Below are 16,844 nucleotides of genomic sequence, written 5' to 3' on the forward strand. Positions count from 1 at the left end.
GAATTTGCTTATCATACAGGATTAAACAATTATAGAAAACAACCACGTAATTACGCTATAATCTTTCGATAACTTTTTTTGATATCAAAAAAAATTCCTATGCCTAAAACAATCAATATATCAACACTTATTCCACAAAAGCCTGGGGAAATAAAACACTGTGGTCAACTAGTTGGCTCAGCTTTATCACTATTTTGTGCGCAAGCAATTCAAGCTCATAACGGATTAGTGGTGATTATTACCGATGATATGCAACAAACCTCACGCATACACGAAGAACTAAAACAATTTTCGCCCTTTCCGTCTATTTTTTTCCCAGATTGGGAAACCTTACCTTATGACAGTTTTTCCCCACATCAAGACATTGTATCGGCACGCTTATCTTGCTTATATCACCTTGGTCATTTAACCAAAGGTGCTCTGATCTTACCAATTAATACATTAATGCAAAAAGTTTGCCCGCAAAGCTTTTTAGGTGGGCATGTATTCATGATGAAAAAAGGTCTACAGATAAGCCGTGAACACCTACGTTTACAATTAGAAAATGCGGGGTATCGCTCAGTAAGTCAAGTAATGGAACATGGTGAATATGCCACACGAGGTGCATTATTTGATATTTTTCCAATGGGCAGTGATAAACCTTATCGTATTGATTTTTTTGATGATGAAATTGATAGCATTCGAACTTTTGATGTTGAAAGCCAACGCACTTTTGAAGAAATTGAGCAAATTCAACTGTTACCTGCACATGAATTTCCATTTGATAAAGCAGCTATTGAGCTATTTCGTAGTCAATGGCGTGAACAATTTGCAGTAAGATTAGAGCCAGAAAGCATTTATCAGCAAGTCAGTAAAAACATCCTACCAACAGGTATTGAATATTGGCAAGCGTTATTCTTTAATGAGCCGTTGGTGCCGCTGTTTTCATATTTTTTAGATAATACTTTGATCATTAATACGGCAAATATTGAACAGTTTGCCAATAAATATTGGCAAGACATTAATCAGCGATACGAAAGTCGCCAAGTTGATCCAATGCGTCCACTATTATCACCCTCGGTTATTTGGTCTAAAACCGATGAAATATTTGCGCAATTTAAACATTATCCGCGACTTATTGTAGCAAACGAAGCCGTTAATCAATCAACTAAAAATATTAACTTACCTTTTAGTGCATTGCCTGATGTTGCAATACAAATTCAACATAAAGATCCTTATTTTCATTTTGAACAATTTAGTCAGCAATTTGCGGGTAAAATTATTTTTTCAGTCGAATCAGAAGGACGTAAAGAAGCGCTTCAAGAAATACTTGGCCGGCTACGTATTTATCCCACAACAATTACCCAATTAGATCAACTAGACAATATCGATAATCGCTTTTTTGTCATCATTGGCGCAAGCGAACAAGGATTTATAGATTTACAGCACAATTTTGCGTTTATCACAGAAAACGAATTGCTAGGACGACGAATCATCCGCCGTAAAAAAGAGTCAAAACAATCAATTAATACTGATTCTTTAATTCGTAGTTTAGCTGAATTAACACCGGGTAAACCAGTAGTACATTTAGAACATGGGGTTGGACGATATGCAGGATTAACCACACTTGAAACGGGTGGTATTACAGCAGAATATCTTATTTTACTCTATGCTAACGAGACTAAACTTTATGTACCTGTTTCATCGCTGAACCTAATTAGTCGTTATTCAGGTGGCGATGAAGAAAATGCGCCCTTAAATAAACTGGGTACCGATGCGTGGAGTAAAGCACGGCAAAAAGCGGCTGAAAAAGTCCGCGATGTGGCAGCTGAATTACTCGATATCTATGCTGAGCGTGAAAGCAAACCTGGTTTTGAATTTAAACAAGATCGTGAACAATACAAACTCTTTTGTGAAGCTTTTCCTTATCAAGAAACGGAAGATCAACAAAATGCCATTGGTGCTGTTATTGGTGATATGTGCTCCCCTTATGCTATGGACAGATTGGTATGTGGGGATGTAGGATTTGGCAAAACCGAAGTTGCCATTCGAGCGGCTTTTTTAGCGGTAATTAATCATAAACAAGCCGCAGTTTTAGTACCTACAACGCTATTAGCACAGCAACACTATGAAAATTTTTGCGATCGTTTTGCCAATTGGCCAATACGTATTGAAAGTTTATCCCGCTTTAAAACAGCAAAACAGCAACAAGCAGTAATTCAAGCACTTGCTGAAGGCAAAGTAGATATTGTCATCGGTACACATAAATTACTGCAAGAAGACGTTAAATGGAAAGATTTAGGCTTACTTATTGTTGATGAAGAACATCGGTTTGGGGTTCGACAAAAAGAGCGGATCAAGGCTATGCGTGCCAATATTGATATTTTAACATTGACTGCAACGCCAATTCCTAGAACGCTTAACATGGCAATGAGTGGTATGCGCGATCTCTCGATTATTGCAACGCCACCAGCTCGCCGTTTAGCTGTAAAAACGTTTGTCCGGGAATACGACGATTTAGTTATTCGTGAAGCCATTTTACGAGAAATTTTACGTGGTGGTCAGATCTACTATTTACATAATGATGTATCAGATATCGAAGCAGTCGCTGAAAAACTAGCCGAACTGGTACCGGAAGCCCGAATTGCAATTGGTCATGGACAAATGCATGAACGCGATCTTGAAAGAATAATGAATGATTTTCATCATCAACGATTTAATCTTCTAGTCTGCACAACTATTGTCGAAACAGGTATTGATATTCCTAACGCCAATACCATTATCATTGAACGTGCAGATAAATTTGGTCTGGCACAATTACACCAACTGCGCGGACGCGTTGGACGTTCTTACCATCAAGCTTACGCTTATCTGTTAACGCCGCACCCTAAATTACTAAGTAAAGATGCTAAAAAACGGCTTGACGCTATCGCCACATTAGAAGATTTAGGTGCAGGTTTTGCCCTCGCAACGCACGATCTTGAGATTCGTGGTGCCGGTGAATTGCTCGGCAGTGATCAAAGTGGGCAAATTGAAACCATTGGCTTTAATTTGTATATCGAATTGCTTGAAGATGCCGTTAAATCATTAAAAGAAGGTAAAGAACCAACACTCGAATCTTTACTGAATAATCAACAAACCGAGATAGAATTACGCTTACCAACATTAATTCCTGATGATTTTATTCCCGATGTTAACACACGTCTATCTCTGTATAAACGCATCGCAAGTGTCGATGATTTAGATGAATTAACCGATATTCAAGTGGAAATGCGCGATCGCTTTGGTCAATTACCCGATGCTGTTTTGTTTTTATTAGACATTACTAAAATTCGTCATCATGCAAGCCAGCTTGGCATTACTAAAATTGAATTGGGTGAAAAAGGCGGTTTCATCGAGTTTGGCCCTAACAATAAAATTTCGGTCGATTATTTAATAGAAATGATTCAAAAAGAGCCAAAAAATTATCGCCTAGAGGGCACAAATCGATTAAAATTGTTGAAATCAGAATTACAACGTCTTGAACGTATTGAATATATTAAAAATTTATTGGTTGATTTTGCTAAACATCAAGCTTAACAACATAATTCATCATTAATTTAAAAGAGAAATATAATGAAAAAAAGCACACTGGCAGTTGGTATTATTGCAATATTAGGAATTGGATACGTTGGCACAGCATGGTATACAGGTAATATCATTGAAAGAGACATCGATAGTAAGTTAGAACAAATAACAGAAATTGCCAATAAATATCAAGATGATTTTACCGTGAAATTTGCTTACAGCAATTATGAAAAGCATATTTTTTCAACTAAAATGCATTTAACCATTACCCTATCGCCTATCGATTCCCCTAATGATAGCATCAATTTATTTAATGATGATATTACCATCCATCATGGTCCATTCCCAATTGCCGCGCTAAGCAAAGGTTGTTTAACACCACAGATGGCTTGGATAGATTATACAATGACCGAACAGGCCTACCCTGAACTTTGGAAACTTGCTGGTGACAAGCCACTTATTACAGGGCATGCTGGTGTAAGTTATGGTCAATATTTGACTGTTGCATTGGCCAATAAAGCCATTACCATGACCAATGCTCAATGGGATGGGCTTGACGGTAAACTCGATATTTCTGAAGGAAACTACACATTTGAAAGTAATAGTGATGCATCAAGCATTAAAAGTACGGCTAATTTAGACAAATTTGTTTATCAATTAAATGATAATAATTCAATTTCACTAAATAAATTAAAATTATCAGCACAGCCAAATAGTGAGAAAGGCAAGATAAATTACGAGATTAGCTTTGATAACTTTAAAACTATTATGGATGATTTTGATATACAGGGCAATGTTGAAGTCAGTAATGTTAATAGCAAAGGTGTCATTGATTCGAATGATGTTAATATGGATATCGAAACAACGTTTGATAAATTTACCTTTATACCAACTGACAAATATTCAAATTTAATGTCACAAGTTGAACTGCAAAAATTTGATTTGAAGCAAAAATCCTCAGTTAACTCAACCAATACTGTCGATGGTTCAACAAAATCAACAATTGGTTCTATCATTTTTGGTCAACAAAACTTAGGCTCAACCCTTTTAGATCTGGATTTTAAAGGTGTTGATAAAAGATTTATTTTTTCAAATATAAATGGCTTATATAATTATAATAGTGACGCTTCTAGCAATCCAGCTAATACTAAAGTAACGTTGAATAAGTTTAATTTTCACAATGCTAGTGGCGACATAAATATGACCGCAAATATTGATATTTCTGGTGTTGACAGTGATGATTTAACCATCAGCGATATTGATAATATTAATGCATTGCAATTTAGCCTATATGCACCATTTGATGTCATGGCCCGTTTTGCTGCACAAATGGATAACCCGAAAAGCAACGAAGTCACGCCAGATCAACTATCTAAAGCCAACCAAACAGTTCAAATCATGGCAAAAATGTTCTTAAGTGGTTCTGATTCATTCGTATTTAATAAAGACAACATCAAAGGCGTATTCTCTGACATAGATTTTTCTAAAGATAAAGATGAGGTTTTAGTGAATGGTAAAGCAATTGCTAAAGATGAATTTTTAAATAATCTATAATTACCTATCACATAAAATCTGATAACAGATAAGCTATTGCGCCGGTCAATTCTGGCGCAATGTTTTTTAAATCATTAAGTAAAAACAGGTTATGAACACAAACTCCCCTTCTCACAATGAAAATCAATTTAAACGTACCATGAAAACTCGGCATTTAATAATGCTATCGCTAGGTGGCGTGATTGGTACAGGGTTATTTTTTAATACAGGTTATATTATCGCAACAGCCGGCGCAGTTGGCGCAATCATCGCCTATTTAATTGGTGCTTTAGTTGTTTATTTAGTCATGCTATGTCTTGGCGAACTGGCTGTTGCCATGCCCGAAACAGGCGCATTTCATACTTATGCGTCGCGATTTATCAGTCCTGGCACAGGCTACACTGTTGCTTGGCTTTATTGGTTAACTTGGACTGTAGCATTAGGTTCTAGCTTTACTGCTGCTGGCCTATGTATGCAGTATTGGTTTCCTAATGTTTCGGTTTGGATTTGGTGTCTAATTTTTTGTGTCGTGATTTTTGCTCTAAATATTATTACTGCTCAATTTTTTGCGGAGAGTGAATTTTGGTTTTCAATAATTAAAGTGGTCACCATTATTATCTTTATTATTGCTGGCTCAGCTGCAATATTTGGTTTTATTCCAATGAAAAACGACATGCCAGCGCCTTTTTTACATAATATAACTGATAATGGCTGGTTTCCAAATGGAATTATTCCGATTATTATGACAATGGTTTCAGTTAATTTTGCTTTTTCTGGCACCGAATTAATAGGCATTGCCGCTGGCGAAACGCATAATCCTGAAAAGAGCATACCGTTAGCAATTAAAACCACAATTTTAAGATTGATTATCTTTTTTGTCGGCACTATTTTTGTGTTAGCCGCATTATTACCAATGGATCAAGCTGGCGTAATTAAAAGTCCATTCGTTATGGTATTTGAAAATATTGGTTTACCTTATGCAGCTGATCTCTTTAATTTTGTTATCTTAACCGCAATTTTGTCAGCAGCAAACTCTGGGCTTTATGCATCGGGACGTATGCTTTGGTCACTTTCAAATCAAGGTACCTTGCCAAAATGCTTTAGCAAATTAACCCGTAAAGGTATTCCAACTATTGCTATCGCCGTCAGTATGCTAGGTGGGCTGTTAGCACTATTTTCAAGTGTTATTGCGCCCGATACGGTATTTGTTGCACTAACTGCTATTTCCGGATTTGCTGTAGTTGCAGTGTGGTTAAGCATTTGTGCTTCACACTACTTTTTTAGAAAACAACTTTCAGCCGCCGAGCTAAAAACATTAAAATATAAAGCCCCACTATACCCAATTGTGCCTATATTAGGTTTTATATTATGCTTAATTGCCTGTGTGGGGCTCGCCTTCGATCCAGAGCAACGTATTGCATTATATTGTGGTATTCCTTTTGTTATTGTTTGTTTTATTGCGCATCATTTCACTGAAAAATATCAAAAAAAGAGTCATACCAATGAATAGTTGTAATCCAATAGCTGCTTTGTTAAAGCAGAAAAAATATATTGTTATTGATGGTGCGCTTGCCAGCGAACTACAACGCCGTGGTTGTGATTTAAATGATAGTTTGTGGTCTGCTAAAGTGCTCATTGAGCAACCCGAATTAATCAGTCAAGTCCATTATGAATATTTTAAAGCTGGCGCTGATTGTGCTATCACGGCGAGTTATCAAGCTACTCCGCTCGGGTTTGCAAAAAAAGGCCTTGATTTAAAACAGTCCATAGCCTTAATCAAAACAAGTGTTGAACTTGCTAAGCAAGCCAAACAACGTTATTTAAATGAGCTAACTGATAATAAGCCACTGCTAATTGCAGGCTCAGTCGGCCCTTATGGTGCTTATTTGGCGGATGGTTCAGAATATACCGGCGATTATCAACTAACTGAACAGCAATTTATTCAATTCCATTTTGAGCGAATTAAAGCGTTAATTGAGGCTAAAGTCGATATTCTTGCTTGTGAAACGTTACCCTCTTTTCCTGAAATTCAAGCGTTAACCAAGCTTATTGCACAATTCCCAACTATAACTTGTTGGTTTTCTTTAACGTTAAAAGATGAAAATCATTTAAGTGATGGTACTCCTATATCAAAGGTGATTAACTATTTAAATAACGTCGATCAGATTGTGAGTGTTGGCATTAATTGCATCGCGTTAGAAAAAGTCACACCAGCATTAGCGGTAATGAGTAAGCTTACAACTAAGCCTATTATTGTTTACCCTAATTCTGGTGAACAATACGATCCTAACACCAAGCAATGGCATAAAAACCATCAACATTGCTGTAACTTTGCAAATCAAATTGATATATGGACAAAACTCGGTGCAAAATTAATCGGTGGATGTTGCCAAACCACACCAAAGGATATTGTAGAAATAACAGCGTTATTAAATCATCAATAAACCATTAAGCTTATAAAACCTATTGATAAATGTGATAGATGAATATTGTAAAGTTTTATCGCCCATCAATAGGGATTTGATGGGTTTATATCAACAATAAATGGGCTTAGTTTTAAGTTCTTGCCGCTAGAACTCGTTCGACGGTATCAACAATTGCTTGTGTTTGCGAATCTATTTCAATATTGACATGATCACCTATTTTTTTGCTATCTAACGTGGTGATTGCTAATGTTTCAGGAATAAGATGTAAATTAAAACAATTTTGCTGTATATCACCAACAGTTAAGCTGGCACCATCAACACCAATAAATCCTTTATAGAGCACATATTTCATAAATTGGGCTGGCATAGCTAAAGTCATTTGACAATTAGTTGCTGTTTTTTGAATATCGGTAATGGTTGCTACGCAAGAAATATGTCCGGACATAACATGCCCTCCTATTTCATCACCATATTTTGCACTACGCTCAATATTAACGTAATCATTAATTTTTTTAGCGCCCAATGTGGTAAGTGCTAAGGTTTCTTGCATAATGTCAAATGACACCCAATCTTGTTCAAAACCGGTCACAGTTAAGCAACAACCATCATTGGCAATAGACGCGCCAATTTTCAAAGTGTGATTTAGCTCATCAGGCAATTTTACTTTATAAGTGCGTAGTTTATCGTGATCGATAATATCAATAATTTGCCCCACACCTTGCACAATTCCTGTAAACATAATGTATCCTTAATAAAAAACGGTTATTCGTTATTATTTTAACTTATTTAGTACAAAATTAGCTAGAATTAGCATAGTTAACCGAGTTCGAAAGCCCTATAAAATAATATGTTTAAATATTTTGTCACTAATCCATGCGTCATTTATGGTATAAAAACAAGCTTAATTGCATATTTTTGACTGAAAATAGTAATAAATTGGCTAAATAGGATAGTAATACTATGAAAATAAAATAAAGCTTATTTATAGACAGCTATTTGCCTTAATTGTCATTGAATTATTGGTCCTGAAGATTATTAAATCATCGAAATAAAGTCTCATATAATTTTATTGCTTAGCTAATAATAAGATTATAACCCGTGGTATACATTTTGTTATGATCTCGGTTATAGTTAATCACTATTGTCAACAAAACAGATAAAGCATCATTAAATAAAACTATCGAATTTGTAAGGATATTTATATGTTAAAACTTATTTTAGCTATTTCAGTTGGTTCTGTGGCTGGAGGATTATTGAGATGGTTTTTATCATTAAAATTAAATGTGATTGCCTTTGCCATTCCTATTGGTACCTTATTGTCTAATCTGATTGCTGGTTACGTTATCGGTTTTGCTATTGCTTTTTTTACGCATAGTCATCTTTCAGCAGAATGGCGACTACTGGTTATTACTGGTTTTTGTGGTGGTTTATCGACCTTTTCAACATTTTCAGCCGAAATAGTTAACTTTATACAAGAAGGTAAAATAACTTGGGCACTAACAACCATTGCTGTTCACGTTATTGGTTCAATATTAATGACTTTTTTAGGTATTTTGTCTTATCAATATTTTCGTTCTTGATTTGTATTTTAATAAATTTACCTTAAAAGAATCATCAAACAGAGTTTACAACCGCAAAATACTGTATTAATATACACTGTATATAAATACAGTTTAGAGGTTATTATGTTTATTGAACATTCAACTCCACAACTTATTGCGGTTGATTTTGAATCACCTTTTCAACAATTATTACAACAACAGCAATCTTTATTAAAATCATTAAATAAAGCCAAAAAATGGCAATTATGGCTTTCAGATAGACCGATGTTAAAACGTTCATGGTTTAATACAGCTGGGCTTGATAAACAAAAAGTAATTCAATTAGCAAATTTGAAAAATGAAAATTTAATTGCAACTATCGAAAAAGCCCTGCAAAGCAAAACTTGTAGCTATATTGCTGCTTGTATTCATAATTTGAATGAACAAGATAAACAGCGCTTACAAAAAGCTGTTTCAGAAAGTGATACATGCTTATTATTAGTTAATGATCAACAATATCAGCAGCAGATACAATATCATTAATCATTTTGAGTTTAACCGGTGTAACCTTATTTGGTCATTAAATTACCAAGTTTACTATTAGCTGTTTAATGACAAGTTTGAAGAAAATTCATAGTTAACTGCGAATATTTATTTTATGCAAACAAAGTTAAATCAATAAATATAGCGTTAACATCATACAAGGGTGAGTTTAAACAACTAAAAAGATCTTTTTTTGGGATCTTTTTAGTTGCTTGGTCATTTAATCGTACATAAAATTAATATTTACTCTATTTTTATCTAAATCAATCATCAATTCACATCCTGTCCATATTGTCTTACCGTTAGTTAAATTATTATCGAGATGAAATTGCCTTAATTTGATTAGATAACTTAATATTCCTAGATTCACATATCTTGGGGTCGTAAACCAATTTCTTTCATTAAGATCGTTGATATAATCATATTCATAATGGCAACTCTGATCATTTGATAAGAATTTAGCTTTCATAATCACTTTTTTCGCTTCTATTGGCGCGACATTAAGTAAAATTTGGCTTATACCATTATAGATACTACTATCCTCTCTCATTGCTTATCTCCTAGGATATTTCAAAAAAATTGACAATTAACATTTTTAGTTCACGTTGAACATAAAATTAATAGGGATAATCTACAACTGATATTAAAGTACTATTTAAAATGTATTGCTTTCAAATACTAAGCAAAGATCAACGATTTTGATGAGCTTAATATTTGTCTTATTTGATCAATAAAACAATTTTATTACGAATTACTAAGTTTAAAAGCAAATCTGATTTGATAAAGTGAAAGTCTAACTAGCATAATGAATGCTTAACATAATTAGATTCATCACTAGGTATATATAGTTAAAATATTGCTGGGCATTCTACGATAAAAGTGCTAAAAACCAAAACTATTAATCAATACTTGTCAGCTATTTAGTACTGTTTATTAAATAGAATGGATAATGACATGCATGACACTTATCGTGCAATCTACCTATAAAACATTTAAAATCAAATGTTAACCATTTTTTTAACCATTACTCTTTACAAGAGTTTTCCACCATAAAAACCATTTAATTTACATTATAAAAGCCTTAATTAACAAAATAACACGTTTAGATAGGCAAACATGAGTATGCCGTAGATAATTTGATTTAAAACCTAAATGATAAATAAATCGCTACGGCAAAAATCTAGCTGGTATTCAACGAATTAATCAATCAATTATTGTACCGTTATTAATAATAAAAATTTCCAAGAATATACTTTACTAATTTAATATGTACACTTATAATAATAACACTTATTAAAATCATGGAAGAACACTATGAATACTATTACAACCTCGTTTTTACTCCCTACTACGGCTAAACCTGAACACGTATGGCAATATTATGTTGATTTATCTTTAAGAAAATTGTGGGAAACCGATCTGGAGGATTTTAAATTATTCGGTGAGATGAAAACGGGTGCAGAAGGTATATTTAAATTACAAAATACACCAGAAATGCCCGTTACTTTATCAAAGGTTATCGTTAATCAAGAATTTACTGAACAATTTATGATGCCTGATATGGGTGTTTTCTATTTTTCACATCAAATTGTGTCAATTGCAACAAATCAATATGCATTAAAATCAGAAATATCATTAAAGCCTAATCAAAACGTAGCGGATAGTGCATCTTATCATTTCATAAAACAACTGTCTGATGATATTATTGACAAAACATATGCATTAAAAAATTTAGTTGAAAGGTAAATGATGATTCAGGACAATAAGTTTCACACACAATTTGTAAAAGACGCTGACTCATTAGGATTTGTCTTTATGCGAACTTATTCGTCCTGGCAGACCAAAATTAAACAATGTCTAAAAAAATACGCGATTACTCACCCCCAATTTATTGTACTGGCAACACTTGCTTATCTTTCCCAATCTGATGACGAAATAACCCAAGTAATATTAGCGACCAAAACCAATATTGATGTCATGACAATTTCGCAAATTTTAGATAATTTAGAAAAAAAAGGGTTAGTAAACCGATCCACCTCAATCAAAGATAGCCGAGCAAAACGTATTAATTTGACACAAAGTGGTTTAGATAAAGCCAATGAAACAGTATCTTTAGTAGAAGAGATCGATAATCAATTTTTTTCGGTATTGGGCAATAACACTGCAATTTTTCATCAAATGCTATCAAAATTGTTAGACGGTAATCATTAAACTTGTGCTATATAACAAGTTAGCCATAGTCGATTAAACAACTTAATAAAAAACAACAACCGGATGAGGCAAATCCCACAGATTTATTTTTAATTTTTTTCTCTTCTTCATCAAACACTATTGAATAATAGTCTGTACTCAGTTTTAGCGTGCTAGCGTTTTACTTGTCATTATCATTTTTGCGGATAAAAGCCTAGTTCGTCTAGTTATTTTAGGTTGGTCTACATATAAACACGCTGGATAATAAATCATAGCACTTTAAGTTTAGAGGTAATCAGCATTACATACTCAATACTATTTTCAATTTTATTGTTGGAAAAAGATAAGGCAATAAGCACTATCTGTTTTCCAATAAGCTTTTAACGTTCTTGTTTGTTTTAATTAAGCTAAGTTGATGTTCTCACTTTGATAGGTGCAGATAAGACTAAGGTATTTTTTATCATTTTACTTTGCGCTAATAATACACTTTTATTGTAGATTAATATCATTATCAACATATTCAATAAACTTTAATGTAGCTCCATTAATTAGAAAGTTGAGCAGATAACATACTGCGTTTATTGAATTTTTAGCGCATCTTGTTTAGCCTGGTTAATCACCGCTTTAGCCATCCATTGTGACAAAGATACTACCTGCTGATTATCAAGTTTCCAGATATCTTTAAGCACTAAAAATATTTCTGATCCATAAATAACCGAAATCGCATGCAGAACATTATTATAGATTTGTTCAGGCATTTGAGATTTAAGCGGTTTTAGAATAGTTGATAAAATTTCTTTTCGATTTCCTCGAACTAATTTATCACTCTGTTGAGATAAAGTCGTTCTTTCTGCTGCCCATTGTTGTAATGAAATTCTTAACGCTGCACGAAGTGCCCCTTCATGTTTTAACATTTGTGGAAAAGCAAAAGCTAAAAAATCCAATAGTTGTTGGTCAGGATCTTGATTATCTGATTGCCAGTTAAAGATCGGCTCTAACGCGCTTTCTACAACAGCAGCAATTAAGTCGCTTTGAGTTGGAAAGTAACGATAAGCTGTGGCTCTAGATATGCCCGATTTATCTGCAAGTTCAGTAATCGTCAGTTCACACCCCTGCTCTAGGGCATTTAGTGCAGTATTGATTAAACGATCAAACGTTCGTTTTTTCACACCGCTATATTTAGGTGATGAAGCTAAGCTGTTATGAGTCATACGGTCAATTTTCTAATTACATTTTTAATGTATATATCATACTTCAATTTTCGGTATTCAATAAATTTTATGATTTAACAAAAATGAGACTAAAGTCTCATTTTTGATTTATAATATGTGGCAGACTATCACCCCATAGGTCAAAGTATCGAATTTTAATTTATCCATAAAGGAGGGATAAATGACATCTAACAATATGATTTATTTAGTATCGACACTTGATACCAAAGGGGAAGAAATTGTTTATATTAAAAACCTGCTCGCTGAAAAAAATTTAAGCTGTAAAATTGTCGACTTATCAACGCAGCCCCATGCTTTTAATCATCTGGCTGATGTCAGTGCCAGTCTGATTGCTAGTTTTCATCCTGAAGGTAGTGGTGCTGTTTTTTGTGGAGATAGAGGAAAAGCCATTGTCGCAATGGCGAAAGCTTTTGAGCTATTTTTATCTAAACAAAACGATATTGGTGCAATACTGGGGTTGGGCGGTTCAGGCGGCACAGCATTAATCACACCGGCTATGCAGTCATTAGCAATTGGTATACCTAAATTGATGGTTTCAACCATGGCATCGGGTGACATTTCGGGTTATATCGGTGCTAGTGATATTGCCATGATGTACTCAGTTACTGATATTGCCGGGATAAACGTTATCTCAAGAAAAATTTTAAGCAATGCAGCAAACTTTATCGCTGGTTCAATATTATTTAAAAAGCAAGAAGTGGTCGAAGATAAACCAGCGATAGGGTTAACGATGTTCGGTGTGACAACGCCATGTGTACAAACTGTTTCAGCTCAGCTTCATGATCAATATGATTGCTTAATTTTTCATGCCACTGGTAGTGGTGGAAAGGCAATGGAAAAATTAGCCGATAGCCACCTTTTACATGGCGTGCTTGACATTACAACAACCGAAGTATGCGACTATTTATTTGGCGGTGTATTGGCTTGCGATGATGATCGTTTTGATGCGATAGCTAGAAGCCAAATACCTTATATTGGATCTTGTGGGGCACTCGATATGGTTAATTTTGCAAGCCCTGATACCATTCCTGAAAAATATCAAAATCGATTGTTCTATCCACACAATCCGCAAGTAACATTAATGAGAACTACACCAGAAGAAAATCAACAAATGGCGAATTGGATTGCAAATAAACTTAACCAATGCCAAGGATATGTCACCTTTATCATCCCCGAAGAAGGATTTTCAGCCTTAGATATAAAAGGCGGTGCGTTTTGGTCACCTGACGCTAATAAAGCCTTTATTGAAGAGTTCGAAAAAACGTATATGGTCACTGAAAAAAGACGATTAATTAAAGTTCCTTATCACATAAACTCACCACAGTTTTGTGATCTAATTATCAATGAATTTAAAAAAATAATGAAATAAATGGAGAGAATTATGACAAGTAAACGCGCACAGTTATTAAAAAAATTTCACGATATGATTGCTAAAGGTCAACCAATCATAGGTGGAGGAGCAGGTACAGGATTATCGGCAAAATGTGAAGAAGCAGGAGGCATCGATCTCATTGTTATCTATAATTCTGGTCGTTATCGTATGGCGGGTCGTGGCTCGCTAGCAGGTTTACTTGCTTATGGTAATGCCAACGAAATTGTTATGGATATGGCAAAAGAAGTGTTACCGGTAGTTAAAAATACCCCTGTGCTAGCTGGTGTAAATGGTACAGACCCATTTTGTCAATTTGATCAGTTTTTAGATAAATTAAAAGAAACCGGTTTTGCGGGAGTACAAAACTTTCCTACTGTTGGTTTGATCGATGGTAACTTTAGGGCAAATCTTGAAGAAACAGGCATGGGGTATGCGTTAGAAGTTGAGATGATTCGTCAAGCAAATCAAAAAGATTTACTGACAACACCTTATGTATTTAGTGAACAAAATGCTATTGATATGGCAAAAGCCGGCGCAGATATTTTAGTACCTCATATGGGACTAACAACCGGCGGAAGTATCGGGGCAGAAACTGCACTAAAACTTGCTGACTGTGTACCACTAATTAATCAATGGGCAAAAGCAGCGAAAGCAATTCGACCTGATATCATCATACTATGTCATGGTGGTCCAATTGCAACCCCTGAAGATGCTGAGTATATTTTACAAAATTGTCCAGATTGTAATGGATTCTATGGTGCAAGCTCAATGGAACGTTTACCGACCGAAATTGCTCTAAAACAGACCACCCAGCAATTTAAAGCAATTCGTCGTTAATCTATAATCGCCAAAAACTGCACAAAATTATTAAAGAACGGCTCAATCATCCTAGAGCCGTTACTTTAACATTAAATACCTCAAGCAATATTCTTTATAAAATACGTATAGCCATAGTATCCAAAAGATCGAGATAAAGATTTAATCAAATTTGACAAAATAATTGATAATAGATAAAAGGCCAAGTATAACTACACATAATAACTTGATTTAACTTCGTATAAAGGTAGCAAATGCTAGACATTCTTAATTTTATTGAATCATATCAGAAACATCATTCTGTATTTGATCGAAAGTTAGCGTTAATAAAACAGTTAATTATTTATCTCGATAAACATGATTTTCAAGGTCATATTGACAACATTTTGCCCATTTTGGATCAGCACACCGGTTACAGTGAATTCCGAATCATGAATGATTGTGAATCGAACAATCCGAATTTATGGATAGAATACCAATATCATGGCAAACATATTCGACTTAGTCCTGGCGATATTGTCATTACCATGAAAAAATGATATCAATGCTAAGTGATATCATTTTTCATAAATTTATAATGATTTTTTAATTTATTTAATCATAGATAATGAAATTAAAAATGATAAAAACCATTACGTTGATAATGTCATCGCAAATGCGTGAGTCATTCAATTAAGAATTAACTCGATTATTATGGATTTCAACAACGAGCACATTACCTTCATCTTTTAAGAAATATTCATCGTCATTTGGTGCGCGTAGAGACATCATTTTGTCATCGCCACATTCCATTGTATCGCCCGCAACCATGGTTGCACCACTTTCACGTAAATAATTGAGCACATTACTAAATAACGAAAAATAGTGTTCGCAATCATCATTACTTTTCGCTAATGCCGCCAAGTTAGGTAACCCAAACACATCGGCACCATAGGTACGCATCCAAACACCGTCAACGTTTTCAACTTGATATTTTACAAACCCACAGAACAATGTTGGTAAAGAAGTGGATAATAAATCAATGCCATCTTCACTAGTGATTAGTTCACACACGCCTTCAATTGGTAAAGAAGTATGAGCCTCTCCATTAATTACGGCTAAAGCATTAAACTGTGCAAAACTCGCCGCTAAACGCGTCAATGCTAAATATTGTTCGAGGACATCTTGCTCATAACCATTATAATATAACAATACATGACTATCGTTATGGCGAACTTGTTCTTTGATATCTTCATCGTAATGTGCTGGTGCAACACAAGGCTCTAACGCATCAGTAGGATAAGGAGCATTCAACCCCACTAATTTTATAACGTGTTTATCCCAGCCAATTACCGCATAAAGGTGCTCATCTAATTGCCCAAATGGTGATTCATACTGGATGTCTTTAATAGAAGGATCAATTTTAGATAACGCTTGTTTCAATTCATTTTCATTAATATTTAATTTACCTTTAAATACAACACTAAGGCAAATCGGAGCTTCAATATCAGGATTGGCCACTAACTTATTACCTACCTGACCTAATTGTTTTCTTTTACCCAAGAGACGTGAAAAAAAATTCATATACATTTACCTTTACAATATATAATTAAAGAATATACCAATATCAAAATATAGAAATAACATCACAAATATCTTAATTACA

The 16,844-nt window shown here is 34.4% G+C and carries 15 protein-coding genes; 11 read left to right on the forward strand and 4 right to left on the reverse strand.

Annotation, left to right across the window (positions count from 1 at the left end; all coding sequences use genetic code 11):
• Positions 1-99: 99 nt before the first annotated feature.
• From mfd to mmuM, 4 genes are all read left to right on the forward strand, one after another.
• A complete protein-coding gene (gene mfd, locus A9G09_RS09620; RefSeq protein WP_065634668.1) occupies positions 100-3,558 on the forward strand; it encodes a transcription-repair coupling factor in 3,459 nt (1,152 codons plus the stop codon).
• Between the two features lie 36 nt (positions 3,559-3,594).
• Complete coding sequence (locus A9G09_RS09625) at positions 3,595-5,100, forward strand: YdgA family protein (RefSeq protein WP_065634618.1); 1,506 nt, start codon at positions 3,595-3,597, stop codon at positions 5,098-5,100.
• Positions 5,101-5,191: 91 nt separating this feature from the next.
• Positions 5,192-6,589: an S-methylmethionine permease gene (gene mmuP / locus A9G09_RS09630; protein WP_065634619.1), complete on the forward strand. Its 1,398-nt coding sequence runs from the start codon at positions 5,192-5,194 to the stop codon at positions 6,587-6,589.
• Entirely contained in the window at positions 6,582-7,523 is a 942-nt protein-coding gene (gene mmuM, locus A9G09_RS09635; RefSeq protein WP_065634620.1) for a homocysteine S-methyltransferase, read from the forward strand. Before mmuP ends, mmuM begins: the two co-directional genes overlap by 8 nt.
• Positions 7,524-7,635: 112 nt before the next feature.
• Here the strand turns inward: mmuM and A9G09_RS09640 are convergent, their stop codons facing one another.
• On the reverse strand, positions 7,636-8,244 hold the full coding sequence (locus tag A9G09_RS09640) for a riboflavin synthase (protein WP_065634621.1): 609 nt from the start codon (positions 8,242-8,244) through the stop codon (positions 7,636-7,638).
• A gap of 463 nt (positions 8,245-8,707) precedes the next feature.
• Here A9G09_RS09640 and crcB point away from each other — a divergent pair, with 463 nt between their 5' ends.
• Positions 8,708-9,085: a fluoride efflux transporter CrcB gene (gene crcB, locus A9G09_RS09645; protein WP_065634622.1), complete on the forward strand. Its 378-nt coding sequence runs from the start codon at positions 8,708-8,710 to the stop codon at positions 9,083-9,085.
• A 105-nt stretch (positions 9,086-9,190) separates the two neighbouring features.
• Positions 9,191-9,589, forward strand: coding sequence for a SulA-like leucine-rich domain-containing protein (locus A9G09_RS09650; RefSeq protein ID WP_065634623.1), 399 nt, complete (start codon positions 9,191-9,193; stop codon positions 9,587-9,589).
• A gap of 220 nt (positions 9,590-9,809) precedes the next feature.
• Here A9G09_RS09650 and A9G09_RS09655 read toward each other — a convergent pair whose 3' ends face one another.
• Positions 9,810-10,139, reverse strand: coding sequence for a hypothetical protein (locus A9G09_RS09655; RefSeq protein WP_065634624.1), 330 nt, complete (start codon positions 10,137-10,139; stop codon positions 9,810-9,812).
• 764 nt (positions 10,140-10,903) lie between these two features.
• On the opposite strand from A9G09_RS09655, the gene A9G09_RS09660 reads away from it, so the two are divergent.
• Both A9G09_RS09660 and A9G09_RS09665 read left to right on the forward strand, forming a co-directional pair.
• The gene (locus A9G09_RS09660; RefSeq protein WP_065634625.1) at positions 10,904-11,335 is read left to right on the forward strand and encodes a hypothetical protein; all 432 of its coding nucleotides are present in this window, start codon (positions 10,904-10,906) and stop codon (positions 11,333-11,335) included.
• Between the two features lie 3 nt (positions 11,336-11,338).
• Entirely contained in the window at positions 11,339-11,800 is a 462-nt protein-coding gene (locus A9G09_RS09665; protein ID WP_065634626.1) for a MarR family winged helix-turn-helix transcriptional regulator, read from the forward strand.
• Between the two features lie 557 nt (positions 11,801-12,357).
• Here A9G09_RS09665 and A9G09_RS09670 read toward each other — a convergent pair.
• Positions 12,358-12,990 (reverse strand): TetR/AcrR family transcriptional regulator, encoded by a 633-nt coding sequence (locus A9G09_RS09670; protein ID WP_065634627.1) that lies wholly within the window; start codon positions 12,988-12,990, stop codon positions 12,358-12,360.
• 181 nt (positions 12,991-13,171) lie between these two features.
• On the opposite strand from A9G09_RS09670, the gene A9G09_RS09675 reads away from it, so the two are divergent.
• From A9G09_RS09675 to A9G09_RS09685, 3 genes are all read left to right on the forward strand, one after another.
• Positions 13,172-14,380, forward strand: a complete 1,209-nt coding sequence (locus A9G09_RS09675) for a Tm-1-like ATP-binding domain-containing protein (protein ID WP_065634628.1) — start codon at positions 13,172-13,174, stop codon at positions 14,378-14,380.
• A gap of 12 nt (positions 14,381-14,392) precedes the next feature.
• Positions 14,393-15,220: a phosphoenolpyruvate hydrolase family protein gene (locus A9G09_RS09680; RefSeq protein WP_065634629.1), complete on the forward strand. Its 828-nt coding sequence runs from the start codon at positions 14,393-14,395 to the stop codon at positions 15,218-15,220.
• A gap of 233 nt (positions 15,221-15,453) precedes the next feature.
• Entirely contained in the window at positions 15,454-15,738 is a 285-nt protein-coding gene (locus A9G09_RS09685) for a hypothetical protein (protein WP_065634630.1), read from the forward strand.
• Positions 15,739-15,871: 133 nt separating this feature from the next.
• On the opposite strand, the gene A9G09_RS09690 is transcribed toward A9G09_RS09685, so the two are convergent.
• On the reverse strand, positions 15,872-16,762 hold the full coding sequence (locus tag A9G09_RS09690; protein ID WP_065634631.1) for a DUF4261 domain-containing protein: 891 nt from the start codon (positions 16,760-16,762) through the stop codon (positions 15,872-15,874).
• Positions 16,763-16,844: the final 82 nt, after the last annotated feature.

This window comes from Gilliamella sp. wkB292, assembly GCF_001690235.1.
In the GTDB taxonomy this organism is placed as follows: Bacteria; Pseudomonadota; Gammaproteobacteria; order Enterobacterales; family Orbaceae; genus Gilliamella; species Gilliamella apicola_F.